General features: G+C 73.1%; 18 protein-coding genes. 8 read left to right on the forward strand and 10 right to left on the reverse strand.

Going from position 1 to position 25,245, the window contains the following annotated elements; translation table 11 throughout:
- Window positions 1-3: 3 nt before the first annotated feature.
- Window positions 4-516: a flavin reductase family protein gene (locus tag ACZ6S0_RS27450; protein WP_344879265.1), complete on the reverse strand. Its 513-nt coding sequence runs from the start codon at window positions 514-516 to the stop codon at window positions 4-6.
- Between the two features lie 434 nt (window positions 517-950).
- Here ACZ6S0_RS27450 and ACZ6S0_RS27455 point away from each other — a divergent pair, with 434 nt between their 5' ends.
- On the forward strand, window positions 951-4,682 hold the full coding sequence (locus ACZ6S0_RS27455) for a hypothetical protein (protein ID WP_465922194.1): 3,732 nt from the start codon (window positions 951-953) through the stop codon (window positions 4,680-4,682).
- Between the two features lie 294 nt (window positions 4,683-4,976).
- Complete coding sequence (locus tag ACZ6S0_RS27460) at window positions 4,977-6,299, forward strand: MFS transporter (protein ID WP_465922195.1); 1,323 nt, start codon at window positions 4,977-4,979, stop codon at window positions 6,297-6,299.
- A 62-nt stretch (window positions 6,300-6,361) separates the two neighbouring features.
- Here ACZ6S0_RS27460 and ACZ6S0_RS27465 read toward each other — a convergent pair whose 3' ends face one another.
- Window positions 6,362-6,979, reverse strand: a complete 618-nt coding sequence (locus ACZ6S0_RS27465) for a hypothetical protein (RefSeq protein ID WP_465922196.1) — start codon at window positions 6,977-6,979, stop codon at window positions 6,362-6,364.
- Between the two features lie 159 nt (window positions 6,980-7,138).
- Window positions 7,139-7,735: a helix-turn-helix domain-containing protein gene (locus tag ACZ6S0_RS27470; RefSeq protein ID WP_465922197.1), complete on the reverse strand. Its 597-nt coding sequence runs from the start codon at window positions 7,733-7,735 to the stop codon at window positions 7,139-7,141.
- Window positions 7,736-7,934: 199 nt separating this feature from the next.
- On the opposite strand from ACZ6S0_RS27470, the gene ACZ6S0_RS27475 reads away from it, so the two are divergent.
- Together ACZ6S0_RS27475 and ACZ6S0_RS27480 are read left to right on the forward strand one after the other, a co-directional pair.
- Window positions 7,935-11,111: an AfsR/SARP family transcriptional regulator gene (locus ACZ6S0_RS27475; protein WP_465922198.1), complete on the forward strand. Its 3,177-nt coding sequence runs from the start codon at window positions 7,935-7,937 to the stop codon at window positions 11,109-11,111.
- Between the two features lie 130 nt (window positions 11,112-11,241).
- Window positions 11,242-12,660 carry a multicopper oxidase family protein gene (locus tag ACZ6S0_RS27480; protein WP_465922199.1) on the forward strand — a complete coding sequence of 473 codons (1,419 nt, stop codon included), beginning with the start codon at window positions 11,242-11,244 and terminating at the stop codon, window positions 12,658-12,660.
- 7 nt (window positions 12,661-12,667) lie between these two features.
- Here the strand turns inward: ACZ6S0_RS27480 and ACZ6S0_RS27485 are convergent, their stop codons facing one another.
- A complete protein-coding gene (locus tag ACZ6S0_RS27485) occupies window positions 12,668-13,657 on the reverse strand; it encodes an LLM class flavin-dependent oxidoreductase (RefSeq protein WP_465922200.1) in 990 nt (329 codons plus the stop codon).
- Between the two features lie 128 nt (window positions 13,658-13,785).
- Here ACZ6S0_RS27485 and ACZ6S0_RS27490 point away from each other — a divergent pair, with 128 nt between their 5' ends.
- Window positions 13,786-14,952: an acyl-CoA dehydrogenase family protein gene (locus ACZ6S0_RS27490; RefSeq protein WP_465922201.1), complete on the forward strand. Its 1,167-nt coding sequence runs from the start codon at window positions 13,786-13,788 to the stop codon at window positions 14,950-14,952.
- A 55-nt stretch (window positions 14,953-15,007) separates the two neighbouring features.
- On the opposite strand, the gene ACZ6S0_RS27495 is transcribed toward ACZ6S0_RS27490, so the two are convergent.
- The 3 genes from ACZ6S0_RS27495 to ACZ6S0_RS27505 all read right to left on the reverse strand — a co-directional run bounded on the left by ACZ6S0_RS27495 (window position 15,008) and on the right by ACZ6S0_RS27505 (window position 19,264).
- Window positions 15,008-15,832, reverse strand: a complete 825-nt coding sequence (locus ACZ6S0_RS27495) for a patatin-like phospholipase family protein (protein ID WP_465922202.1) — start codon at window positions 15,830-15,832, stop codon at window positions 15,008-15,010.
- A 173-nt stretch (window positions 15,833-16,005) separates the two neighbouring features.
- Window positions 16,006-18,222, reverse strand: coding sequence for a polysaccharide lyase 8 family protein (locus ACZ6S0_RS27500; RefSeq protein WP_465922203.1), 2,217 nt, complete (start codon window positions 18,220-18,222; stop codon window positions 16,006-16,008).
- A gap of 61 nt (window positions 18,223-18,283) precedes the next feature.
- Window positions 18,284-19,264, reverse strand: a complete 981-nt coding sequence (locus tag ACZ6S0_RS27505) for an Lrp/AsnC family transcriptional regulator (protein WP_465922204.1) — start codon at window positions 19,262-19,264, stop codon at window positions 18,284-18,286.
- Between the two features lie 84 nt (window positions 19,265-19,348).
- Here ACZ6S0_RS27505 and ACZ6S0_RS27510 point away from each other — a divergent pair, with 84 nt between their 5' ends.
- Window positions 19,349-20,779 carry a DHA2 family efflux MFS transporter permease subunit gene (locus tag ACZ6S0_RS27510; RefSeq protein ID WP_465922205.1) on the forward strand — a complete coding sequence of 477 codons (1,431 nt, stop codon included), beginning with the start codon at window positions 19,349-19,351 and terminating at the stop codon, window positions 20,777-20,779.
- Here the strand turns inward: ACZ6S0_RS27510 and ACZ6S0_RS27515 are convergent.
- On the reverse strand, window positions 20,752-22,164 hold the full coding sequence (locus ACZ6S0_RS27515) for a WGR domain-containing protein (RefSeq protein WP_465922206.1): 1,413 nt from the start codon (window positions 22,162-22,164) through the stop codon (window positions 20,752-20,754). The two genes, ACZ6S0_RS27510 and ACZ6S0_RS27515, sit on opposite strands and share 28 nt — an antisense overlap.
- A 170-nt stretch (window positions 22,165-22,334) precedes the next feature.
- Between ACZ6S0_RS27515 and ACZ6S0_RS27520 the strand changes: the two genes are divergently transcribed.
- Together ACZ6S0_RS27520 and ACZ6S0_RS27525 are read left to right on the forward strand one after the other, a co-directional pair.
- Entirely contained in the window at window positions 22,335-22,595 is a 261-nt protein-coding gene (locus tag ACZ6S0_RS27520; RefSeq protein ID WP_465922207.1) for a hypothetical protein, read from the forward strand.
- Between the two features lie 171 nt (window positions 22,596-22,766).
- The gene (locus ACZ6S0_RS27525; RefSeq protein ID WP_465922208.1) at window positions 22,767-23,237 is read left to right on the forward strand and encodes an MSMEG_6728 family protein; all 471 of its coding nucleotides are present in this window, start codon (window positions 22,767-22,769) and stop codon (window positions 23,235-23,237) included.
- Between the two features lie 20 nt (window positions 23,238-23,257).
- Here the strand turns inward: ACZ6S0_RS27525 and ACZ6S0_RS27530 are convergent, their stop codons facing one another.
- Together ACZ6S0_RS27530 and ACZ6S0_RS27535 are read right to left on the reverse strand one after the other, a co-directional pair.
- On the reverse strand, window positions 23,258-24,718 hold the full coding sequence (locus tag ACZ6S0_RS27530; protein WP_465922209.1) for a multicopper oxidase family protein: 1,461 nt from the start codon (window positions 24,716-24,718) through the stop codon (window positions 23,258-23,260).
- Entirely contained in the window at window positions 24,715-25,119 is a 405-nt protein-coding gene (locus ACZ6S0_RS27535; protein ID WP_465922210.1) for a hypothetical protein, read from the reverse strand. The genes ACZ6S0_RS27530 and ACZ6S0_RS27535 overlap by 4 nt, the downstream gene beginning before the upstream one ends.
- Window positions 25,120-25,245 lie beyond the last annotated feature (126 nt).

Consider the following 25,245-nt stretch of genomic DNA (forward strand, 5'->3'; position numbering starts at 1 on the left):
GGGTCAGGAGTCGGGGTGGGCCAGGAAGCGGCCGAAACGGCCCTGGTGGTAGAGCAGCGGACGACCCGGGCTGTGCACGTCCGCCTCGGCGACCAGGCCGACGACCAGGAGGTGGTCGCCGACCTCGGCCCGCTCGTAGGGCAGGCAGATGAGGTGCGCGGAGACGTCCTGGAGCAGCGGGGCGCCCAGGGGTCCCGGTCGCCAGCGGGTGGGCGCGGCGAACCGGTCGATGCTCTTGCGGGCGAACCTGGCCGCCAGATCCGCCTGGTCGCTGGCCAGGATGTTGACGGCGAAGTGGTCGGCGGCGCCCAACTGGGGCCAGGTGGTGGAGGAACGGTCCACGTAGAAGGAGACCAGGGGCGGTTCGAGGCTGACGGAGGAGAAGGAGGTGGCGGTGAGCCCGACGGGGATGCCGTTGTGCTGCGCGGTGATGACCACGACTCCGCTGGCGTGCACGGCCAGCGCCTGCCTGAACTCGTCGGCGGCGACGGCGCGGTCGGGAAGCGTGTCGGTCATGGGGTCGTCCCCGTCGCGCCGGGGTGGCCTGAGGTCATTGATGGCACGATCACGAGAAGGTTCCTCACGGGAGAAGGCATGCTCACGCGGCGCCCCGGGTCGCTTTCCGGGACGCGAGGTCGGATGGGGGGCGTGGACGACGTCGGCCATGCCCGGAGCACGTAGGAGAAACGCGGGCGGTGGAAGCCCGCGACCGCTAGTCCATGATCAACGACACTGGGCGCTGGCGACGTGGCCGAAATCCACGTGGGAGCGCTTGGTCAGGAGGAGACCCTGCCTCATGTCTCCGACAGTAGGTCGAGGTGTCCCATAAGTCAATATTTCCTACTTGTTTTATCGGGATACTTGTTTTCGTCGGAACCCGCGCTGTGCGGCCCGGTTCTCGGCCGCGGATGCGAGGCCGGTGATGATCCGCATGTCGTACATTCCTTGGCATGCCCCCCGAATGGCTGGACGTCGGTGACAAGGTCGCCTCGGTGGTGGGAGCCGTCGCGGGGGTGACCGCGCTGCTCGTCCAGGTGCTGACGGTCACCCGGCGGCCCGCCGGCGGCGACGGGGACGACGGGCGCTCCCGCCCGTGGGCGGGCCGGCTGTCCCTGGCGGCCTTCGTCACCGCCGTGCTGGTCGCCCTCGCCTCGGCGGGGCTGGCGGTGGCGTACCGGGAGGCCGGGCTGCGGCCGGTCGCCGCCGTCGTCCTGGTCGCCGTGACCGGCGCGATCCACCTCGCCGTACGCCGCAGGGAGCCGGTGCCGCTCGGCTCGGCCCTGCGACGCCTGCTGGCCGCCCAGCGCCTGGAGGCCGAGCGCCACCACTACCACCTGACGGGAACGCATCTGCCGCGGGTCACCACCCTGTACGTCCAGCAGCGGGCGGAGACCGGCCTCGGGTCCGGCGGGCGGATGGCGCAGGTGACCGGCGCGCTGTCGCCGCTGGAGATCGTCACGCGGCACACCCATGCCGTGGTCGTGGCGGAGCCGGGAGCCGGCAAGTCCATGCTCACCGCCCACCTCGCCGCGGCGTCCTGTGACTGGTGGCAGACGGCACGGCGGGGCCCGCGGAAGAGGTCGCCGTACGGCTCGGCCGTCGCCCTGAGGCTGCCCGCGTCCCGGCTGGTCGGCAGCGACCTGCCCGCCGCGCTGGCCGGCTACTGGTCCGGTCACGGGGAGCAGGCGGCGCAGGAGATGTTCACCGCGCCACCGCTGGACGGCGCGCGATGGCTGATCCTGGTCGACGGCATGGACGAGATCGCCGACCCCGGCGACCGCTCACAGGTGCTGACCCTGCTGGCCACCGCCATGGAGCAGCGTTCGGACGTGTTCAGGTTCCTCGTCACGAGCCGGCCGCTGCCGTCCGGCGAGCTGTCGGAGCTGGTCCGCGCAGGTGCGGCGGAGCTGCGGCTGCGCCTGTTCGACCCGGCCGACCTGGAACGCTTCGCCCGGCGCTGGTTCGAGGCGCGGCCACCGGCGGGGCCGGAGGGCGACCCATCGAAGGCGGCGGGCGCGTTCGTGGCCGGCATCAGGCGCAGCGGGGTGGCCGCGCTGCCGCGCGTGCCGCTGCTGGTCACCATGGCGGCCCTGCTGTACGAGCAGAACCCCGCCACAGGGCTCCCCGCCGACCGTACCCAGCTCTACGAGGAATTCGTCGCCCTGCTCCGCTCCGCCAGGCGGTGGGAGGAGAAGGGCGGCGAGCAGGAGTGGACCGCGCACGAGAGCCGGCTCCTCGACCACCTGGCCGCGACCAGGGTGCACGCGCCGGAACGCCACCTGCTCCAGGCCGCGGTGGAGTGGACCTCGGCCCTCGGCCCCACGCCGATGACGCGCTCGGCCCTCACCGGTACGGTGGTCAACCGGCTCCTGGCCACCTCCCTGCTCGTCGCGGACGGCCGCGACGTCGCCTTCGTCCACCAGAGCATCGCCGAGTACCTGGCCGCGGGGCTCGAGCCCTTCGACGAGGCCACGTGGCGGCAGGCCATGGACGATCCGTCGGCCAGGGAGTTCGCCCTGTTCGTGCTGGGCAGGACCGGCCCGCCGGCCACCGAGCTGCTGCCCCGCCTGCTGGACGGCACCGACGCGGGCCTGGCGGCGGCGGGCCGGGTGATCGCGGACGGGGCCGGCGTGCCGGAGGAGCAGATCGACCGGGTGGTCACCGGCCTGCTGACCCGGATCAGGGCGGACCGGTACGGCGACCAGTGCCTGCACGTGCTCACCGAGCTGGCCGCGTTCCGATCCGAGGTCCTTCGCGCGCTGACCGAGACGTGCCGGGACGCGGGGGTCCCGGCCTGGACACGGGGGATGCTGGCCGACGCGCTGATCGAGGTCGACAGAGAGGCAGGACACGCGCTGCTGACCCTGATCGCGATGGACCACACCCTCAGGTCCCACCCGGTACGACGCTGGTGCGCCGACCGCCTCCTGGCGCACGGCGACGACGAGAGCAGTGACGCGAGCCTGCGGGAGATCGTGGAGCGGGACGAGGACGTGACATCGCCCGCGTGGTCCTCCGACCTGCTGCCGCCGCTGCCGGAGGTCCCGGAACCCGCGCTGACCGCGCTCGCCGACGATCCGCGCCAGGACGTCAGGCGCCGGCTCCAGGCGGCCACCGCGCTGCTGGAGCAGGCCGCGCCGGGCGCGGTCCCGACGCTGGTCGAGCTGGCGACCGCGCGCGGCGGTGACGTACGGGTCCGCTTCGAGGCGGCCAGGGTGCTGGCCCAGTCGGCCCGGCCCCCGGTCCTGACCGGCCTGCGGGCGCTGGCGGCCGACCCCAAGGTCCTGCCGACGCTGAGGTACGAGGCCGCGGCCCTGCTCGCCGACCACGGCGATCAGGAGGGCCTGGCCATTTTACACGACCTGACCAGGACGGCGACGCCGCCCAGCGCTCGCTTCCGCGCGGCCAGGACGCTCCTGGAACGCGGCGACTTGACCGGCCTGAAGGCCCTCCGCCTGCTCGCGACCGACGAGCGGATGAGCCTGCCCACCCGCCTCGCGGCCGGGCGCCTGCTCCTCGCCCATGGGGACGAGCCCACCAGGGACGCCCTGCGCCGGACGCTCGAAGGCGGCACCCGGCTGCCGACCCGCTACGGCGCGGCGCTGGCCCTGGGCGACCCCGCGGCGCTGCGCGAACTGGCCGAGGACCCACGCGTCGGGCCGTACGCCAGGCACGGCGTCGGGCTGGCACTGCTGCGGGCGGGCGATCCGCTCGGCAAGGACGTGCTCCGCGCCCTGGCCACCCGGTCACCGCACACGGGAGCGCGGCTGAAGGCCGCCAGGACACTGTCACGCCACGACCGGGCCGAAGGCGTCGCGGCGTTGCGCGCGGTCCTCGACGAGACCGGCACGCACGACCGCGACCGCCACCGCGCCGCGCTGTCCCTGCTCGAACTGGACGAGGAGGTGGACCTCGCCCACCTCGCCGCACGGACACCGGACGCGGCGCTGCGCGTGACCATCGGCGACACCATGCAGCTCCACGGAGACCCGGCGGGCCTCGCGGTGCTGCGGGAGGTCGTGTCCGACGCGCGGACGAAGGCCCACGTACGGCATCAGGCGGCGATCTCGCTGACGGCGTACGGGGCTCCGGGAGTCGCGGCGCTGCGGGAGGTCGCCGAGTCCACCGGCAACGAGCTGGTGGCCCTGTCCCGGGCCAAGGGGGAGAAGGGCCCCGCCTGGTTCGTGGTCCGGGTCCCGCGGCACAAGCTCATCCTCTGGCGCCCGGGTGACCTCGACGTGGTGGAGGTGCTGGACGGGATCCCCGGCGTCGAGTCGCTGGCCGTCCTGGAACGGCTGTCCCGTGACCGTGGGGCGGCCGATCGCCGGATCCGGCTGCTCTGCGTGGCGACGATGGGGACGACGCACGTACTGGCCGCCGTACCAGGCGTGACCGAGGCGCTGGTCCGGGTGGCCGAGGACGTCCAGGCCGATCCGCTCGTACGGTGCCACGCCGCGAGGTGCCTGTTCGGCGAGGGCCGGGCCGACACGGCGCTGGCCGTTCTCGGGAGCCTGCGGGACCGGGGCACCAGGAACCCCTTCGCCCGGCGGGTGGCCGACCGGTTGATCACCGCGCACGAGGGACGGCGGCCGGGCCCCATGCCGATCGCCTGGCGGCTGCTGGTGCGGATCTGGTACTTCGTGAACGCGGACGACTTCGAGATGGAGCCGAGGACCGCGTGAGCACGCCCGCTGCGGGCCGAACTCCTGGTAGACCCGGGGCGTGATCTCCATGGCCTTTGAGGAGTAGGCGGGGTAGAAGGACCTCTGCCCCGCAGAAGAGTTCACGCCTGGGACCGAAGCTCCCCCAGCGCGCTCCTGTGCCCGCGCCGCCGCGACAGTGGGGTGACAGGGATGCGACACGGTCAAGACAGAGCGGCCGAGCAGACTGGCTTCGGCTTCCAGGTGTACGGCTCGGTAAGGACTGTGGGTGTCGAAGATCGGTGGAACGGGCCCGCGGCGTTCGCGGGAGGTGCGATGAGGGCGCCCGCGCAGCGGCGGACGGCGACGTTCGCCGCCGTGCTGGCGGTCGGCGAGTTCAGGGCGTTATGGCTGGCGGAGCTGTTCTCCCAGGTGGGGGACCAGGTCGCCAGGGTCGCGATCGCGGTGCTGGTCTACGACCGGACCGGCTCCGCCGCGCTGACCGGGCTGACGTACGCGCTCACCTACCTGCCGTCGCTGGTCGGCGGGCTCACGTTGAGCTGGATCGGCGACCGTTATCCGCGCCGCGAGGTCATCTTCGTCGTCGATCTGACCCGGGCCGCGCTCGTCGGGCTGATGGCCGTGCCGGGCGCGCCGCTGCCGGTGCTGGGCGTTCTGCTGGCCGCCATGACGGCGCTGAGCGGGCCGTTCAAGGCCGCCCAGCTCGCCCTGCTGGCCGACGTGCTCAAGGGCGAGCAGTACGTGCTGGGCCTGTCCATCCGGCAGATGACCATGCAGTCCGCCCAGATCGCCGGTTTTCTGGGCGGCGGCCTGCTGTCCCAGGGGCTGAGTCCGAGCGTCGGCCTGGTCATCGACGCCGCCACGTTCGGGGTGTCCGCCGTGCTGGTGCGCCTCTGTCTGCGGCGACGACCGGCGCCGAACGGTGGCCCCGGTGATGGCTCAGGCGGGGGCTCAGGTGGGGGCCCAGACGGGGGCAGGGCGCCGTCGGTGCTGGCGGGGGGTTTCGGGCTCAGGGCGGTGTTGCGTGATCCGAGGCTGAGGTCGCTCGGGGCGCTAAGCTGGCTGGCCGGGTTCTACATCGTGCCGGAAGGGCTGGCCGCCCCGTACGCGGACGCGCTGAACGAGACCTCGGCGGTGGCCGTCGGCGTGATCATGGCCGCGGATCCGGTCGGTTGCGTGATCGGGGCGTTCGTCTTCGGCCGCTTCGTGCCGGAGGACGCGCGCAACAGGGCGGTCGGCGCGCTGGCCCTGCTGACCGGGGTGCCCCTGTTGTTGTGCGCGTTCCATCCTGGCCTGGTCGGGTCCGCGGTGTTGTTCGTGCTGTCGGGCGCGTTCTCGATCTGCTGTCAGATGCAGGTGGGCGCGCTGTTCGTACGGATTCTCCCCGATCACTCCCGCGCCCAGGGGATGGGCGTGCTCTCCTCGGTCCTCATCACCGTGCAGGGGCTGGGCATCCTGGTGGGCGGCCTGGTGGCCACCTGGACGAGCCCCGCCCTGACCATCGCGCTGGCCGGGCTGGCCGGCGTCGTGGCGGGCGCGTACCCGGCCTGGGCCTGGGCGGCGCTCCTGCGCGGGCCGCGAACCGCCCCATCGATGAGCAGAAGGGAGGGTACCGACATGAGGACGAAGGACCAGTAAATCGAGCGTCCAGGGGCTCACCCACCGGCGTGAGCCCCTGGCGCCCATTCCAGGCGAACGAGCTACCGGAACGCGCCGAACACCGCGAGCGCCACACCGCCGCCCGCGAGCGCCCCGGCGACCACCTGCGCCACGGTGTGGTGCGTCACCCGGACCCGCGCCCAGCCGATCCACACCACCAGCGGCGATCCGGCGAGCAGCACCGGCGGCGCGGGCAACAGGAACGCCAGGACCACCACCACGCCCGCCGACACCGCCGTGTGAAACGAGATCTTCCACGCCAGGGTGATCGAGCCGAGGACCAGCGCCCAGCCGAGCAGCACGGCCACGGACGCCACCACCGCCGCCGGCGCGTCCACCGACACCAGCACGAGCAGGCCGACCACCACCGCGGCCAGGCCGACCAGGATGGGCCCCCTCCTGCTGTCACGCGCGACGAGGTGCACGGAGTCCAGGCGCCCGCGCCGTACGCCGAGCGCGATCACCGCCGCGGGCACGCCCGCGCACAACAGCCCGGCGAGCAGGCCCCACGCCAGGCCCGGCCAGCCCTCGGCCAGCGCGCCCACGAGTGGTGGCAGGGCGATCCCGACGTACTGGGGGGCGAACACCTCCGTCACGAGACGGGCGACACGGTCGGCCGGGCTCCCCCGTCCGGTCTGTTCCAGCCGTTGATCGGTCATGTCCCTCCTCGGCGACTCCCGGCACGGTGCGAGCGAACGCCAGGAGGAGACGACCTGCTCGGCGATTGCCCGTGATGTCGCATCATCGGGCAGTCGTTTGTCTTCCGCCTGTCTTCGGCCTGTCGCGCGGAGTCGAGCCCGGTCGCCGGGAACGGGCGGTCAGACGCCCACGCCGGGCTGCATCACGCTGAGCGTGAACCGGGCCGGGCCACCGCCTGACGCGTTCGCGTTCGCGTTCGCGTTCGCGTAGGTGTGCGGCTGGTCGCCGGTGAAGCTCACCGAGTCTCCTGGCCGCAGGTCCACCTCCTCGCCCCCGATCCGCAGGTGGACCTCTCCGCTGATCACGAGGAGGTGCTCGACGGTGCCCGCGGTGTGCGCCTCGCCGGCGTACGACTCCCCCGGGAACATCGTCCAGTCCCACAGCTCCAGAACGTCGGGCGGGTCGCCCCCGGCCACCAGGACGGCGTGCCCTCCATGGGCGCCCTGCCACAGCCGGGGGCCCTGACCGGCGCGCACCACGCGCACCCTGGGCGTGTCGGGGATCGCCACGAGCTTGGGCAGCCCCACGCCGAGGGCGTCGGAGATCCGCAACAGGGTGGCGATGTTCGGGTTGGACTGGGCCTGTTCGATCTGGACGATGACCCGCCGGCTCAGGCCGCTGCGACCGGCCATCTCGTCCAGGGTCCAGCGGCGGGCCTGGCGGGCGGCACGTACGTTGGACGCGATCACGCCGGCGATGTCCTGCAGGCTCGTCATTGTCACCTCTTGAACCACTGCATCGAATAGTGCATTCTCATGCACCATAGAGCTGGAGGCAACGAGGCAACGTGATCGTGCCGGGCCCGATCACCGTCCACACGCGGGGTGAGGCTTGATCCTACAGCGGGTACCATCGGCCACTCCGTCAGCCCGGCGACCGGCTTCGTCGTCGTTCGGGATCCTGGGTCCGCTGGAAGTGCTGAGGGCCGGTCGGCGGATCGCGGTCCCCGCGGCCAAGCAGCGGGTGGCGCTGGCCACCCTCCTGCTCCACGCCAACCGCTACGTCTCCAACGACCAACTGATCGAGTACCTGTGGGACGGGCGCAGCCCGAACGACGCGCGGGCGGCCCTGCGCACGCACATCGCCCGGTTGCGCCAGGTCCTGGACGACGGGCGCGACGGCGACCGGCTGATTCACACCAGAGAGCACGGTTACCTGCTCCGCGCCGACGACGCCGACATCGACGTCGCGCTGTTCCGCGAGCTGGTCCGCCGCGCCGACCAGGCCGGGCAGGCGGACGCGCAGGAGGCGCCGCTGCGCGAGGCGCTGGCGTTGTGGCGGGGACCCGTCCTGGCCGACATGCCGTCGCAGGCGCTGCACCAGGACCATGCGGGCCGGCTCGACGAGGAACGGCTGAGGGCACTCGAACGCTCGCTGGAGCTGGCCCTCCGGTCCGGGCGGCACGAGCAGATCGTGCCGGAGCTGAAGAGCGTGACGGCCGCGCACCCGCTGCGGGAGCGCCTGTGGGCCCACCTGATGCTCGCCCTCTACCGGTCCGGCCGTCAGGCGGAGGCGCTGCGGGCCTACGGCACCGTCGCCGGCCTGCTGAGGGAGGAACTCGGCATCGATCCGGGCACCGACCTGCGGCGGTTGCACCAGTCCATCCTGGTCACCGAGCCCGGCCTGCTGCTCCCCGCGGCGGAGCCGTCCGCCGCGTCCGTGACCGGCCGGGGCGACGCGGGCGACGTACCTCCGTCGCAGCTTCCTTCCGACACGGTCGCCTTCGCCGGACGCGCCGACCACCTGCGGGTCCTGGACGCCCTGCGGGAGCCCGTGGACGACGGGAGCCCGCGGCCGGTCAGGATCGCCGCCATCACCGGTACGGCGGGCGTCGGCAAGTCCGCGCTGGCCGTCCACTGGGCGCACCACGCGCAGCGGCACTTCCCCGACGGGCAGCTCTACGTGAACCTGCGCGGATTCGGGCCGGACGAGCCGATGGACCCCGCCACGGCGCTGGAGCAGCTCCTCCAGGGCCTGTCCGTGCCCGCCCAGCGCATTCCCGCCGACCTCGACGCGCGTTCGGCTCTCTTCCGCAGCGTGCTGTCGGACCGCCGGGTGCTCCTGCTGCTGGACAACGCGCGTACGGTGGCGCAGTTGCTGCCCCTGCTGCCCGGCTCGGCCTGCCTGGTGCTGGTCACCAGCCGCGACCAGCTACGCGGGCTGTCGGTGCACGGCGACACCCGCCATGTCGACCTCAACGTCTTCGCGCCGGAGGAGTCCGCGGCCCTGCTCACCTCGCTCCTCGGGGCCGGCCGTACGCGGGCCGAGCCGCACGCCACCGCCGAGCTGGGACGACTGTGCGCCCACCTGCCGCTGGCGCTGCGCATCGCCGTCGCCAACCTCACGATCGACGGCTACAGGAGCGTGTCCGAGTACGTCGACGACCTGCGCGGGGACGACCGGCTGGGCGCCCTGCAGATCGACGGCGACCAGCAGAGCGCCATCCGCGGCACGCTGGACCTGTCGTACGCCGCCCTGCCGCCACGGACCAGGGCGGTCTTCCGGCTGCTCGGCCTGGTGCCGGGGCCGGACTTCACGCCTGAGGCCGCCGCCGCCCTGACCGGGTCTCCGCTGCCCGCGACCCGGCAGGAGCTGACCCGGCTGACCACCGCGCACCTGATCGACCAGTACGCCCCAGGCCGCTACCGCTTCCACGACCTGCTGCGCCTGTACGCCACCGAACGCGTCCACGCGCAGGAGAGCCCCGAGAGCGTACGGGAGGCCAGGCAACGGCTCTACGACTGGTACCTGCTGAGCGTCCGGGCCGCCGCCGACCTCGTCGATTCGCACTGGTCCAGGCTGCCCACGCCACCAGGGCTCACCGCGGTCACCCCGGCCGCCTTCGAGGACGTCACGTCCGCGCGAACCTGGCTGGCGGTCGAGCACGCCAACCTGGTCACGGCCATCCACCAGGCGGTCTCGACCGGCCCGAGACAGTCGGTGTGGCTGCTCGGCGACGCGATGCGCAACCATTTCTGGACGGGCCGGCGCATGAACGACTGGCTCTCCTGCGCGCAGGCGGGCGTGGCCGTCGCCGAGGAGGAAGGCGACGCGGCGGCCACCGCCGCGGCCCTGCGCGGCCTGGCGGACGCCTACTCGCACCAGGAACAACACCACGCCATCGCCCTGTACGCGCGCGCCCTCTCCTTCGCCGACCAGGCCGGATGGTTCCACGGCAAGAGCGGCATCCTGAGCAACCGCGCCAACACCTACTGGCGTCTCGGCCGGCTGACGGACGCGGCCGAGTCGCTCGAAGAGGCCATGCGGCTGGACCGGCAACTCGGCCGGGCAGGCGCGTTGCGCTCGAAGCACAACAACCTCGCCGCCGTGTACACACAGCTCGGCCGCCTGGAATCGGCACTCGGCCATCTCACCGTGGCGTTGGAGTCCGGCTCGTCCGGGTTCGTCGAATGCAATCTCGGCGAGGTGCGGCTGCTGCAGGGACACTTCGACCAGGCGCTGCGGCACCTCACCGCGGCCAGGTCGATCCTGCGCGAGAGCGGGAACCACGCCGTCGAACCGTACTGCCTCGTCCTGCTGTCGGATCTCCACTGCGACCTCGGCCGGTACGACGAGGCGGTGGCCCTCGGCGAGGAGGCCCTGGCGCGCAGCCGTGACGTCGAGGACCAGCACGCCGAGTCGCTGGCGCTCAACGCGCTCGGCCGGGCCTACGCGCGGACCGGCCGCCGCGCGCTGGCGGTGCACCGGCACCGGCGAGCCGTGGACCTGGCCGGCGACGACAATCTCTTCCCCAAGACCGCCGGGCTCATCGGCCTGGCCGCCGTGGTCACCGAGCACGCCCAAGCCGTGCCCCTCGCCGAGCGCGCACTCCGGATCGCCCGCGAACGCTCCTTCCGGCTGCTGGAGGGGCTCGCGATGACCGCGCTCGGCGACCTCGCGCTCCGGGCCGGTGACCCCGCGGAGGCGGCGCTGGACGTCCATCGCGAGACCGGCCACCGCCTCGGTGAGGCCCGCACCCTGCGCCTCCTCGGCGAGGCGGTGTCCGCCCTGCACGGCGGCGAGGCCGCCGGGCCGCACCGGCGAGCGGCCGCGGCCCTCTTCGCCGAACTCGGCGTCGCCGAGCCGGCCTGAACCGCCGCACGCCGTCGACCGAACCGCCCTGACCCGGTCAATCTTCCGGAAAATGCATGTCAGAGGCGGTATCGGCGGGCGGGCACGCGGGCATTGAGGCGGGCGTCCCACCTCATGCCCGAGGAGCGCCATGTCCCTGTCACGCCTCGCCGCCGCATCGGGACTGGCCCTCGTGCTGGTGACCGGCTGCGGCGGCACCACGACCGTGCGGGCCGTCCCCGCCCACCCGGCCTCCCCCACCGCCGAGGCCCTGCCGTCGTTCCGCCAGCCGCTGGAGCTGAGGAGCAGCAACGGTCTGCTGCGCGTGCGGCTGCTGGTGGAGCAGCGCACCGTACGGCTGGCGGGCCAGAACGTGCGGGCGATGACGTACAACGGCCACTACATGCCGCCGACCCTCCGCCTGCGCCCCGGCGACCGGCTGGACCTGACCCTGGTCAACCGGCTGGGCGACGAGACCAACCTGCACACCCACGGCTGGCACGTCTCCCCGAGCGGCAACTCCGACAACATCTACCTGCACATCAAGCCGGGAGAGAGCTTCCGGCACAGCTATCACCTGGGCAAGGACTTCGCCCCCGGCACCTACTGGTACCACTCGCACGCGCACGGGCACACGGAGGCGCAGGTGTTCTCCGGGCTGTCGGGCGCGATCATCGTCGACGGCCTCGACCGCTATCTCCCACCCGAGCTGCGCGGCATCACCGAGCGCCTGATCGCGCTCAAGGACTTCCAGGTCAGGAACGGCGCCATCCCCACCACCAAAATCGACAGCAACGCCCCCACCAACCGGACCGTGAACGGGCTCATCAACCCCGTCATCAGCATCCGCCCCGGCGAGACCCAACTGTGGCGGCTGGCCAACATCGGCGCCAACATCGCCTACAACGTGCGGCTCAAGGGCGCCCGCTTCACCGTGCTGGCCCAGGACGCCAACCCCGTCGACCGCACGTGGAGCGCAGAAGCCCTGCTCCTGCCGCCGGGCGCGCGCTACGACGTGCTCGTGCAGGGCCCTCAGGAAGGCCGGACCGACCTGGTCACCACGCCCTACTCCACCGGCCCGGCCGGCGACTCCTACCCGGAGAAGACGCTCGCCACCCTGATCTCCTCGGGCACCCCCATGCGTCCGGCCGCCATCCCCGCCGACTTCGCCGCGATCGACGACCTGAGCCACGACCCGCTGGCCCAGCGGCGTACCGTCACCTTCTCGGAGAACAGCGGGGCCAACCAGTTCTTCATCGACGGCAAGCTCTTCGACGCCAACCGCATCGACGTGCGGGCCAAGCTCAACACCACCGAGGAGTGGCTCGTCCGCAACGCCTCCGACGAGCAGCACACCTTCCACGCGCACGTCAACGACTTCCAGGTGATGAGCGTCAACGGCCGGCCGTACCCGTTCCGCGGCTGGCAGGACACCGTCCAGTTGCCCACCCGGGGCGAGGTCGTCATCCGCATGCGGTTCCGCGACTTCACCGGGAAATACCCCTTCCACTGCCACATCCTCAGCCACGAGGACGGCGGCATGATGGCCAACCTCGAAGTCGTCCCCTGAACGGGTGTCAGGCGGCGGCGAGGGCCCCGGCGAACTGGTCGACCTGGCTCACGTCCGAGGCCCAGCAGTAGAACATGACCTCGTCCGCGCCGAGGTCCGCCATCCGGGCCGTCGCCTCGTGGATCTGGGCGGGCGTGGTGAGCATGTTCGCCACCGCGGCCTCGGCGAACCCGGCGGGCATGTTCATGTAGGTGGGCGCGCTGTAGTACTCGTACAGCCGGTCGTGGGCCTCCTTGATCAGGTAGTCCGGCCCCAGGGCGGCGTTGAACTGCGCGACCAGCCGGGGACGGCCCGCGCGGCCCTGGGCCCGCCACTCCGTCTCGATGGCCCGGAACAGGGAGTCGGTGTCGGCGATGTGGGTCGAGCACAGAAAGCCGTCGCCCAGGCGGGCCGCACGGCGGATCGCGACCGGGCTGAAGGCGCCGAACAGCACCTCGGGACCGCCCCTGCGCGCGGGGTGCGGGCCGATCGGGCCGACCCCGTCACCGTACGGCTCGCCCGACCACAGGTGACGCATCGCCGTCACCATCTCTTCCATCCGCGCCCCGCGCGTGTGCACGTCGACGCCCGCGGCCGCGTAGTCGTCGCTGCGCGCGCCCAGCCCGATGCCGAGCGTGAAGCGTCCTCCCGACATGCGGTCCAGGGTGGCGGTCTGCTTGGCCAGCAGCGCCGGGTCGCGGAGCGGGGCGAGCAGCACCTCGGTCTGCAGGCGGATCCTGGAGGTGGCGCCCGCCAGCATGGCCAGGGTGATCAGCGGTTCTGGATTGTCATAGACGAGCCGGTCCAGCAGGCCGAGCGTGCTGAACGGGCCCTCGTCCGCGCGCCGTGCCCACTCCGGCAGGGCCACAGGGTCGCTGATGGGCAGGCCGAGGCCGACTTTCATGAGTCCCCCCAAGGTCCTCGCCGCCGGCGACTCGCCGGCGGTCGCGCTGCGTACCCCGGTCACCGTGCCCGGCCCGCCGCCGCCGATGCCATCCGCCGGGTCTTCGTGTGACAACCTTTCCCACCCCTTGGCGCGTCGGAGACCCGTCGGGGCGGTTTCCTTGACGGGCTCTGGACAACGCGCCACCGACGTGATCTGACGGAGGAGTGAGCGCCCACGATCAGGAACAGGAGCACCGGGACATGAGCGATTCGCCGCGACTGCACACCGCCGGTACGACGCTGCTCGAGCGCGCCCGCGACCTGCGCCCGCTGATCGAGCGCGAGGCGGGCACCGCCGAGGCGCAGGGCAAGCTCACCACCCCCGTGGTGGACGCCCTGCACGAGGCCGGGCTCTTCGGCGTCTGGGTGCCGGAGCCGCTCGGGGGAGCAGAATCGTCCCCGAGGGAGCTGCTCGACGTCTTCGCCGAGCTGTCGTACGCCGACCCCTCGACGGGCTGGGTCGTCATGGCCACCACGCTGGAGAACGGCACGGCCGGCGCGTACCTGGGCGACGACGCCGTCGAACGCATCTTCACCGGCCCCCGGATGCCGCTGATCGCGGGGCAGGGCACGCGGCCGGGCGTGGCCGTCCCGGAGGACGGGGGTTTCCGTCTCAGCGGCCGGTGGAGCTTCGCCTCGGGCATGCTGCACTCCCAGTACGCCCACAGCCTCGGCGCCATCGAGGGCACCGGCGAGGAACGGATCTTCATCACCCCGATCGAGGACGTCGAGCCGCTCGGCAACTGGGACGTCCTGGGGCTGCGCGCGACGGGCAGCATCGACTACGCCATCGAGGGCGCGTTCGTACCGGCGTCGCAGTCGCACGTCTTCGACCTGGACGAGCCGCTGCGCGGCGGCGCGATCTACCGCCTGGGCCTGCTCGACCAGGCGCTGATCTGCCACACGGGGTGGGCGCTCGGCGTCGGCCGCCGGCTGCTCGACGAGCTGGGCCGCCACGCGGGCGCACGCGCGGGACGGCCGGGCCAGATCGCCGGCAGCGACGCCTTCCACACCGACTTCGCCCGCGCCGAGGCCCGGTTCCGCGCGGCGGCGGCCCTGGTGCGCGAGACGTGGGACGACGTCGAACACACCCTCGACTCGGGCCGGACGCTCGACGTACGGCAGGAGACGATGGTGCGGCTCGCGCTCAACCACGTCACCTCGACGCTGGCCGGGGTGGCCGGGTTCGTCTACGCGTCGGGCGGCACCTCGACGCTGCGCGACGGCCTGGTGCAGCGGCTGTTCAGGGACGTGCACGCGGGCACGCAGCACATCACGTCGGGCCCGCAGGTGCTGCGCGAGTGCGGACGGGAGCTGGCCGGGCTGGCCAGGGGCCAGTCGTGGGTGATCTTCACCCTGGAGGACTGAACACCAGCGGCGCCGAAGGCCGGTCGGGAGGCGCCGGGGAAGGGATCGCCAGAGGCTAGTGCCACATCGCGGCCACGCCGGCGACGAGGGCCCGGCCCTGGGCGTAACCGGCCTCGGCGCTCGGCGTGCGTACCGCCGGGGAGAGCGGGTTGACGCCGAAGGCGGCCAGCGCGGCCGCGTCCGGCTCGATCACCTCGACCGTGCCCTCCAGCCGCGCCCACGACGGCTCCTCCGGCTCGGCCATGGGCGCGAGCACGAGTACGCGATCGAATCCGGCCGCGTAGTCGGCGTTCGCGCCCGTGCGCACGCCGCCGTCCATGTAGCGCGCCCCGTCGATGGTCACGCACGGCCACACGCCGGGGACCGCGCAGCTCGCCGCCACCGCGTCCACCATCTCCACCCCGGAGCCCGGCCCGAACAGGCGGGGCTCACCCGTGACGGCGTCCACGGTGACGATCACCAGGTCGCGCTCCGGCCATTCGTGCACCGGCAGCCGGGCCTCGATCACCGCGCGCCGTTCTGCCTCGCCGACCGTGGCGGCGGCCAGCGCCATCGCGCCGACCGTGCGCCGCTGCGCGACGGGATCGGCCGCCCCCTCGGCGATCCGCTGGAACTCGGCCCACAGGTCCTCCAGCGACACCCCGCTGTCCAGCTCGGGTGTCTGCAGCGCGGGATCGGCCTGGCGGGCCAGCAGGTCGGGCAGCGGCAGCCCGCTCGTCACCTGGGCGGCCACGGTGGAGCCCGCGGAGGTGCCGACGATCCGGTCCGCGGTCGTGACGTCCACCCCGCCGTCGGCGAGGGCGGCCAGCACGCCCGTCTCCCACGCGATCCCGGCGACTCCCCCGCCGCCCAGCACCAGCGCCCGCTTGCCCGCGCTCATCCCCGCACCTCCATGCATGCGTTCACGTGTGGCAACACCCGGCCACGCCCATCATTCTCGGGTCTCATTCTCGGGTCTCATTCTCGGGTCTCATTCTCGGGTCTCATTCTCGGGTCTCATTCTCGGGTCTCATTCTCTGGCAAAGCCGCACATCAGCGGGACGGTCACAGCCGTCACTCCGGCCCGAACCGTACGGCAACCGTCACCGAGGCCCCCTCCAGGGAGCCCAGCCGGTCGAACACGAGCCCGCCACCGGCCGGTACCGCGTCGCCGTGCAGCACCTCGGCCACCGGCCGGTCCCAGGTCAGGGACAGCTCGTCCAGGTCGCGTCGCGGGTCGGCGACGCTCACCGTGGCGCTCCCGTCCGGCCGCCCGCGCACCAGGACCGCGCACGGCGCGGAGGCCGTCAGGTCGCCGGCGGTACCGGCGTTCCAGAAGCAGGCCGCCGTGAGACCCAGCGCGGGCACGTGAACAGCCTGGAGGCGCGCGGTGTTGGCGAGCACCCGCGGCCATCCCCGGTCGGCGGCGCGGGCCCGCGTCCGCTCCCGGCTCGCGCCGGGCAGGAGCGTGTAGACGTAGGCGGCCGAGCGCGGATCGACGCCGTGGTCCAGCCAGAGCGTCACGTAGTCGCGGCTCACCCCGTCGCCGGAGCGGCGCTCCCGCAGCGTGCGCAGGGCCTGGCCACCGGGCACGAGGTAGCCGCCGTGCCCGTCGAGGTGCGCCCAGTCGCCGCCGGTGGTCAGCCGGGCGGCGGTCCTGCGGTTGTCCACGACGGTCTCGACGGGGGTGCCGTCCTGGCCGGTGATGCCCGCGCCCAGGCAGACGACGGCGTCGTCGAGGAAGAACCACGACTTGAACGCCTCCATCGTGCTCTCCAGCCCGCTGAGGTGCTGGCCGACGGCCGCGTACGCGCCGTCGGTCGCGCCGCCCACCCACCGCCACGGCGTACGCGTGTCGCCCCAGCCCGCGCCCGCCCCGTCCGGCAGCCGCCGGGTGGAGACCGTGGTGCCCGGCAGCCGGTAGGGGTCGACGGTCGGCCAGAACGAGTCGGAGTACTGGTCACCGTGCCCCTCGGCCCACCAGTAGAGCAGGCCGGAGCCGGTGTGCCAGCCGCGCAGGTTCTCGCCGTTGCCGTGCTCGTAGTGGCCGATCCGGTCCGAGGCCATGCTCAGCGCCGCGCACCAGCCCGGCCCGCGGTGCACGGCCCGTGCGCTCATCGGCAGCAGCCGGTGCCCGACCGGCTCGGGCGCGGCGGGCACGGCGTCGTCGGCCATGACCGCCGACAGGCGGGCGTGGAAGGCGGGCTCTGCGTGCTCCAGCATCGGCCGGTACGTCGCGCGCTCGGCCCACCCCTTGACCATGGCCTGCCAGCGCGCCCGCTGCCCGGCCGGCGCGCTCTCGCCCAGCAGCAGCACCGCGGCGGCGATCTCCCGCCCGCGCTCGTGGTCGCCGAACGGCCTCCTGCCGACTCCCCTGCCGCGTACGAGGTCCATGCAGGCGCCGTCGCGGACGAAGGGGGCGTACGAGCGCTCGACCGTGGCGAACAGGCTCCGGTCGGCGATCTCCCAGGGCGAGCCGCGCAGCACGGCGTACAGGGTGGCCAGGCCGGACAGCAGCGTCACCCCGTACGCGCCCTGGTAGGGCACGTACGAGTGCTGGATGAACGAGCCGTCGCGGTAGAAGCCGTCGCCCTCGGACACCGTGCGGAACACCGGTGACAGCGCCGAGACGGCCAGTTCGGCGCGGCCGTGGTCGTCGTCGAGCATGGCCCGCAGCAGCGTCACCAGGCACAGGTCCACCCGGTTGGCGGCGGTGCTGTTGCCGCTGTAGCGGGCGAGCCGGCTCGGGGGCACGAAGTGGTCGACCGCGGTGGCCAGGGCCGGGGTGCGCATGCCGGTCAGCACGGCCGCGTCGAGCAGCGCCTTCGGCACGCCGATCGCCCAGTGCCACCAGTTGCCGCTCGCCCGCGCGCCCGTGGCGTACACGTGGCGGCGGTAGTGGTCGACGCCCTCGGCGACGGCTTGGGCGAGCGCCGGGTCGCCGGTCAGCCCGGTGCCCTCCACCACGTACGCCTGCGCCATCGTACGCAGCCGCCGCGGCGTGGCCGTGAAGGACGGGAAGGGCTGGTCGGGCCAGAGCGAGGAGGGGCCGGGCGCCATCGTGGCGCGGTAGCGGGCGGCGGCCCGGCCCAGCGCCCCGGCCGGTCCCGCCGCCGGATCCCGGCCCAGTCCGGGCACCGGCCCCGCGGTCACCTCCCGCCAGCGGCGGCGCAGCAGGACGAACGTGTCGTCGGGCGTGTGCGCCACCCCCGCCGGGACGACCGCCCCCACGGTCCCGGCCACGGCGGCGCCGCCGAGCCGGAGGAAAAGTCGCCTGGATGGCCACGACACGCCTCGATTATCACGCGAGACCCCCATAGGCCGATCACGCCCGCGGAAAACGGACTGGAGGTCAGAGGGACAGTGCGGCCCCCGCCCGCTTGATGGTCCTGATGATCGGCGCGGTCTCGATGTGCCTGATCGCGGGCAGCGCGCCCACGCTCTCGGTCAGGAAGCGGTAGAGCGCCGCGTCGTCACGGCACACGATGGAGGCGCTCAGGTTGGTCGGCCCGGTCGTCGCTCCGGCGAACGCCACCTCCGGGTGCCGGATCAGCGCCCGCCCGGTCGCGTCCAGCTCGGCCGGTGGCACCGACATCCAGAGCTGTGCCTCGATCTGGTAGCCGATCAGCCAGGGCAGCACGTCGGTGTCGAAGAAGAGCGCACCTGCCGCGCAGAGCTGCTCCATCCGGCGTCTGGCGGTCGACTCCGACCAGCCCGTCGCCGCCGCCATCTCCGCGTAGCCGACGCGGCCGTCGCGGGAGAGCAGGTCCAGCAGCGCCTGGTCGCCGGGGCCCAGCGTGATCGGTTCGCCAGTTTCGTGCGCGCGGGGGATCCGTCCTGCCTCCAGGTGGGCCACCTGCTCGGACGAGAGCACGGCCAGCCCGGACCAGCCCAGCCGCCCGCCCGCGAACAGGTGTAACGTCCGGTGCGCGGACAACGACAGCACGCGGTTGGTGCGCGCGAGCTTGTGCAGCAGCAGCGACTCGCGTTCCTGCGCCGTACGCTGCATCGTGCCGCAGGAGATCTCCGTGCCGCCTGAGAGCAGGTGCACCCAGAACGTGTCGGAGCGCCTCCCCAGCGCCTCGGCGATCGCGACCGCCGCGTCGGGCGTGCTGCGCAGCCTGATCGCCCACGACTCGTAGCCGAGGCGCCGGCCGTCGATCACGCCGGCCACCCTGAGCAGGCCGGTGGAGCGCAGCCGCCGGTAACGGCGGGCCACCCGCTGGTCGGACACGCCGAGCACCTCGCCGATGCGGCTGAACGAGGCCCGCCCGTCCACCTGCAGCGCGTGCAGCAGCCCGCGATCCACGTCGTCCAGCTCGATGGTTTTCACCACCACAGGCTAACCGGCACGGAAAACCACCAGAACTATCGCTTCAGCGGGCGAGAATCCGCATCCTGGGTCACGGTTGTCGCCATGACGCAAACCCGAGCGCCCGAGACGGCGACCGTCTCCTGGTCACCCCTGGTGGCCGTCTGCCTGGGCGCTTTCATGCTCCTGGCGGACGTCACCATCGTCATGGTCGCCCTCCCGGACCTCACCGAGGACCTGGCCCTGTCCTTCACCGGCGCGCAGTGGCTGCTGGACGGCTACGCGCTGGCCCTGGCCGCCCTGCTGCTGGCCGCCGGCTCGCTCGCCGACCACGCCGGGCGGCGCAAGGTGTACCTGTGGGGGCTGGCGGCCTTCGCCCTGGCCTCGCTGGCGTGCGGGCTCGCGCCCAGCGGCGGGCTGCTGGTGGCCGCCCGCGTGCTCCAGGGCGTGGCCGCCGCCGCCATGATGGCCACCACGCTCGCCCTGCTCAGCGCGACCTATCACGGCAGGCGGCGCGGCATCGCGTTCGGCGTGTGGGGCGGGGTCAACGGGGCGGCCGCGGCCATCGCGCCCGTGCTGGGCGGCCTGCTCACCGAGCACCTGCACTGGCGGGCCATCTTCCTGGTGAACCTGCCCATCACCCTGGTCGCCGCCTGGCTCACGCTGCGGAACGTCGAGGAGTCACGACTGCCCGGCGGGGCCCGGCTCGACTGGGCCGGGATGCTCACGTTCACGGTGGCGGCGGGCGCGCTCACGTACGGGCTCATCGAGTCGGGACAGCACGGCTGGGCGGCGGCGCGCACGCTGGTGCCGCTGGCCGTGGCGGTGGTGGCGTTCTGTGCGTTTCTCGCGGCGGAGACGCGCGGCGCGCATCCCATGCTGGATCTGCGGCTGTTCGCCGGGCGGTCGTTCGGCGGCATCATGGCGGGGGCCGGGCTGCTGATGCCCGCCGCGTTCGCCTGCCTGGCCTTCACCTCGCTGTGGTTGCAGCGGGACCTGGGGCTCGGGCCGGTGATGGCGGGGCTGGCGCTGTCGCCGATGGCCGCCACCTCGCTGGTGGTCTCCGTGGCGTCGGCCCGGCTGTTCCCCGGGCTGTCGCCGCGCGCCGCGCTCGGCGGCGGGCTGCTGCTGATCGGGGCGGGCGCGTTCCTGCAGGGGCTGCTGGACGCCCACTCCGGCTGGACCGCGCTGACGGCCGGGCTGGTCGTCAGCGGCCTCGGGGTGGGGCTGGCCGTGCCCGCGCTCAACTCGGCCGCCATGGCGTACGCGCCGCACGAGCGGGCCGGCATGGCCGCGGGGACGGTCAACACGGTACGGCAACTCGGCTACGCGCTGGGCGTCGCCGTGCTCGGCCTCCTCTACCAGGGCAATGAGACCGGGTACGCCGCGCTCAACGACGTCTACCGGGCCGGCGGGGTCACCGGCGTCGCGGCGGGCCTGCTCGTCCTGGTCGCCGTCGGGCCGGTCGCGCGCGCGGCACGTACCCCGCAGGCGTCGGCGAGGGCCGGTCAGAGCAGGCGCCGGATGTCGCCGTAGGCCCGGTAGAACCCGCCGCGACCGGCCGACCGCACACCGTCGACCAGGTAGCGGGCCCCGGCCTCGCGGATCTCCTTCGGGAACTGCACGTTCCACGACTCGTAGCCCGGGGTCACCACGCGCACGCGCAGCCGCTCGCCCTCGCTGACGCACTCCACCACCACGCCGTCGCCCACCTCGCTCGTCGTCTCCAGCACGACCGAGGGCTCGACGACCGCCAGCGAGGCCGCCGCCTTGACGTCCACCGGCTGCGGCACGTCGCCGGACTGGGCCGCCGCGATCGCCGCCTCACTGGCGTCGATGCAGGCCAGGGTGCCGTCGGTGGTGACGATGTAGAGCCGTTCGTCCAGGTACTGCATGGAGAACGCCGAACCGCAGCCGGTGCCGAGCTTCCACAGGCGTCGGCCGGTGGCGTCGAAGCAGTAGACGGAGGAGTGGTTGTCACCGGCGAAGACGTGGCGGCCGCCCGGCGAGGTGGCGCAGGAGTAGACCGCGCCGTCGCACCGGTAGACGGCCTCGACGCGGCCGTCGTCCTTGGCCAGCCGGTGCACGGTGCGGCGGCCGGTGCCCGCGTACACCGAGTGCTCCTCCTGCCAGCCGAACAGCACGTGGTCGACCGTCTTCGTCTCCCATACGGGCGTGCCGTCGGCGAGGTCGTAGCGGGCCACCCCGCCCGAGTGGCCGAAGTAGACCGAGTCCTGGTCGCACCTGACCATCCACGCCGAGTCGCCGCCCGCGGTGCGCGCCCACTGGAACTCGTCCTCGTAGTCGATCGCGGTGACCCGGCCGGCCCGGTCGGAGACGCCGAGCACGCCGTCGTGGATGTCGAGCCAGTAGATGTCCACGTCGTGCGCGATCTCGTACGCGGCCCTCGGGACCTTGCCGCTCAGGTCGTACACGCGGCCGTCGTCGCACCCGGCGTAGATCCAGAAGTCGTCGGCCACGATGCACTTCACGCCGTCCGGCAGCCGGAAGCGGCCGGTCACGGTGCCGGAGTGGCCGAGGGTGTAGACGTCGCCGCGCTGGTTGCCGACCCAGCAGCGCTCCTCGTCCACGAAGATGCCGAACGCCGACGCGCCGCTGTCGAACCGCCACAGGACCGGCGCCTGCTGGGCGGTCGAGCCGGTGCTGGCGATGGCCCGGCGGGTGACGGCCCGGCGCAGACGCACGCCGCGCACGGCGGGCGCGTAGCCCTTGCGGGCCTTCTCCGCGAGCTTCTTGGCCGCCGCGGTCTGGGCCTTGGCCTCCGTGGGGAAGGCGGTGACCTTGGTCTGGCCGGCCTCGCCGATGCGTCCGTACGTGATCGTGACCTGCGTGCCCGCCACGGTCACCTCGTAGAACTTGTGCGATCCGCCGCCGTCCTCAGACAGCTCGAGGTAGGTCATGTCCGCGTTTCTCCCAGATCCGCCTGGCTTGATCGATTGATCCGGGAGCGTAGAGGACGGTGGCGACAAAAGTCATACGCCCGCTGTTCGGGGGAAACTTCGGGGAGAAATCGCCATTGTTTTGCCCGGCGCTCGAAACGGCCCCGGCGGGGCCGGGTACGGACACCCGCATGAGCAGTCCTGAGAACGCACCCAAGACCGACGCCGAGCCGCTCCAGAAGCCCGCGCGCAAGACCGGCCTGCCGGGCGAGCGGCCGCGACGGCCCGCGGAGCCCAGGCCGCACGACCCCAGACCGCACGAGCCCAGACCGCACGAGCCCCGGCCGCAGGAGCCCAAGCCCGCCGGACGCAAGGCGCTGGAGCAGGCGCTGCTGGAGTCGGGCAAGGACCTCGAAGACCTCACCCGGCCGCGCGGACCCGGGGCGGCCTGAAACCCGCGGCCGGCTCACTCCGCCGACGTACCTGCCCTTTCCGGTCCAGCCTCGCGACCTCCCGTCGCGGCGTCCGTACGCCGGCATAGGCGTCTCCCATGGCCTGATCGTGAGCGCCGCCTGCCGGACGGTCCATACGATCCGCGGGAAAGGGCACGTCCGGGAGTATCGATGCAAACATTCCTGCCATATCCGGACTTCACCGCGACGGCTGCGGTCCTCGACCCGCTGCGGCTGGGCAAGCAGCGCGTCGAGACCCTCCAGATCCTGCGCGCCCTCACCGTCCCCGGGTACGGCTGGCGCCACCACCCCGTCGTGAAGATGTGGGCCGGGTACGAGGAGGCCCTCGTACGGTACGGGCTGGAGGTGTGCCACCGCTGGTGCTCCATCGGCAGGTCCGACACCTGCGCCGCTACGCTGGCCGACGAGCTGGCCCGGCACCGCGGCACGCCCGGCGTACGCGCGCAACAGGAGCTGGCGGCGGCCGGCGAGCTGCCGCCCTGGCTCGGCGACGAGAAGCTGCACCTCAGCCACCGCTCGGCACTGCTGCGCAAGGACCCCGGCCACTACCGCCCGATCTTCGGTGACGAGCCGGACGACCTCGACTACCTCTGGCCCCGCTCCGACCGCCTGCCCTCCTGACCACCCCCACCCGCGAGGGCTCAGACCACCTCGAAGGCGGCCATCATCGCCATGTCCTCATGTTCGAGGTTGTGACAGTGCAGGACGTAACGCCCCCGGTAGTCGGTGAAGCGGGTGACGATCTCAACGGTCTGGGCCTCGCGCAGCTCGACCGTGTCCTTCCACTCCGGCGGCCCCTCCGGCCGCTCCCCGTTGACCGACAGCACCTGGAAGTGGTCGAGGTGCAGGTGCACCGGATGGGCGACGTCGCTGGTCAGCCGCCAGATCTCGATGTCGCCGAGCTTGGGCCTGGCCTCCATCCGCTTCGGGTCGAACGGCCGGCCGTTGACCAGCCAGCCGGTGCCCCCGTGCATGCTCCCACTGGCGAACTCGAAGTCCCGCGTCACCACCGCCCTGGCCGGGTCGAGCGCCTCGACCGTGGACAGCCGCTGCGGCACGGCCGAGTCGTCGGCCTCGTCGCGGTCCACCGCGAACCGCATCACCCGCGCCTGAGCGCCCTCCCCCGCCAGGTTCCGCAGCTCGACGTGCTGCCCCACCCGGTACGCCGAGAAGTCCACGACCACGTCGGCCCGCTCGCCCGGCGCGAGCCTGACCTGCCGCACGGTACGCGGCGCGGCCAGCAGCCCGCCGTCGCCCCCGATCCGGATCATCGGCCCGCCGGTCGACAGCTCGTACGCCCGCGCGTTGGACGCGTTGCACAACCGCAGCCGGTGACGCGCCCTGGCCACCCGCAACTCCGGCCAGGGCGCCCCGTTCACCAGGATCACATCGCCCAGCACACCCCCCATGTACGCCTCCCGCACCCCCGGCCGCCCCTCCAGCGCCGGGTACAGCAGGGTGCCGTCGGCCGCGAACGACCGGTCGCAGATCAGCAGCGGCAGGTCGCGTTCCCCGGACGGCAGCGGCAGCGCCTTCTCCTCGGCGTCGCCGATCAGGAACATCCCCGCCAGGCCCCGCCACACCTGCGGCCCCGTGTGGTCCATGCGGTGATCGTGGTACCAGAGCGTGGCGGCCCGCTGCTCCAGCGGGAACGCGTACTCGCGAGAGGCCCCGGGGGCCACCAGGTCCGTGGGGAAGCCGTCGGACTCGGGCGGGGTGTGCCCGCCGTGCAGGTGCAGCACGGTCGGTTCGCCGAGCTGGTTGACGAGCTTCACGACCGTACGCCGGCCGCTGCGGGCCCGGATGGTGGGGCCGGGGAAGGTGCCGCCGTACCCCCAGATCGGGGTGCGCAGCCCCGGCAGCAGCTCCGCCTGCGCCACCCGCTCGGTCAGCTCGTAGTAGTCCACGCCGCCCGCGTCGCGGACCGGCTGGGCCACCTCGGGGACCGGCAGCGGCACCGCGTACGGCTTGGGCAGCGGGGCCGCGCTGGTCAGGAGCTGCGGCTGCGGGGTGCCGGCGATCAGCGAGCACCCCTGCGCCCCGGCCGCCGCCACGGCGCCGAGCCCGAGCAGCCGCAGCACCTCGCGCCGGGTCGGGCTCATGCCTTTCCAGGCCGGGCCATGACCCTGATGAGCTGGACGACACCGCCGCCGAACAACAGGACCCCGAGCGGCAGGTGAACGACCTTCACATGCGCCACGCCGAGAACCGCCGCCACCACCGTGAACACCAGCAGCCCCGCCGCCGGGCCGATGAACCTGGCGGACCCGCCGCCCGGCCACCGCGCCAGGATCGCCGCGACCAGGTGCAGGAGCCCGATGACGGCCAGGGCCATCGCGGAGGTGGCGTGCAGTGCCCGTCCACCCGGCGAGGAGAGCAGCATGCCCGCCGTCACCGCCTGGAACAGCAGCGCGACGACGTGCAGGAGTGCCATGGCCCTGAGCGCCTGCATGGTCCAGGACGCCTGCGCGGGGCGGGCGGCGAGCGTGTGTTGCGCGGTCATGAGGAGTCTCCCGACGTACGGATCGTGTGCATGTTGGAATCGTGCTCCCCGGACCGGCCGCCGGTCGTCGTGCACCGGGCGAATCCTGCCGCTACGACCAGGACAGTAGGACCGGGCCGAGTACCA

The sequence above is a fragment of the Nonomuraea sp. NPDC051298 genome, assembly GCF_055586305.1.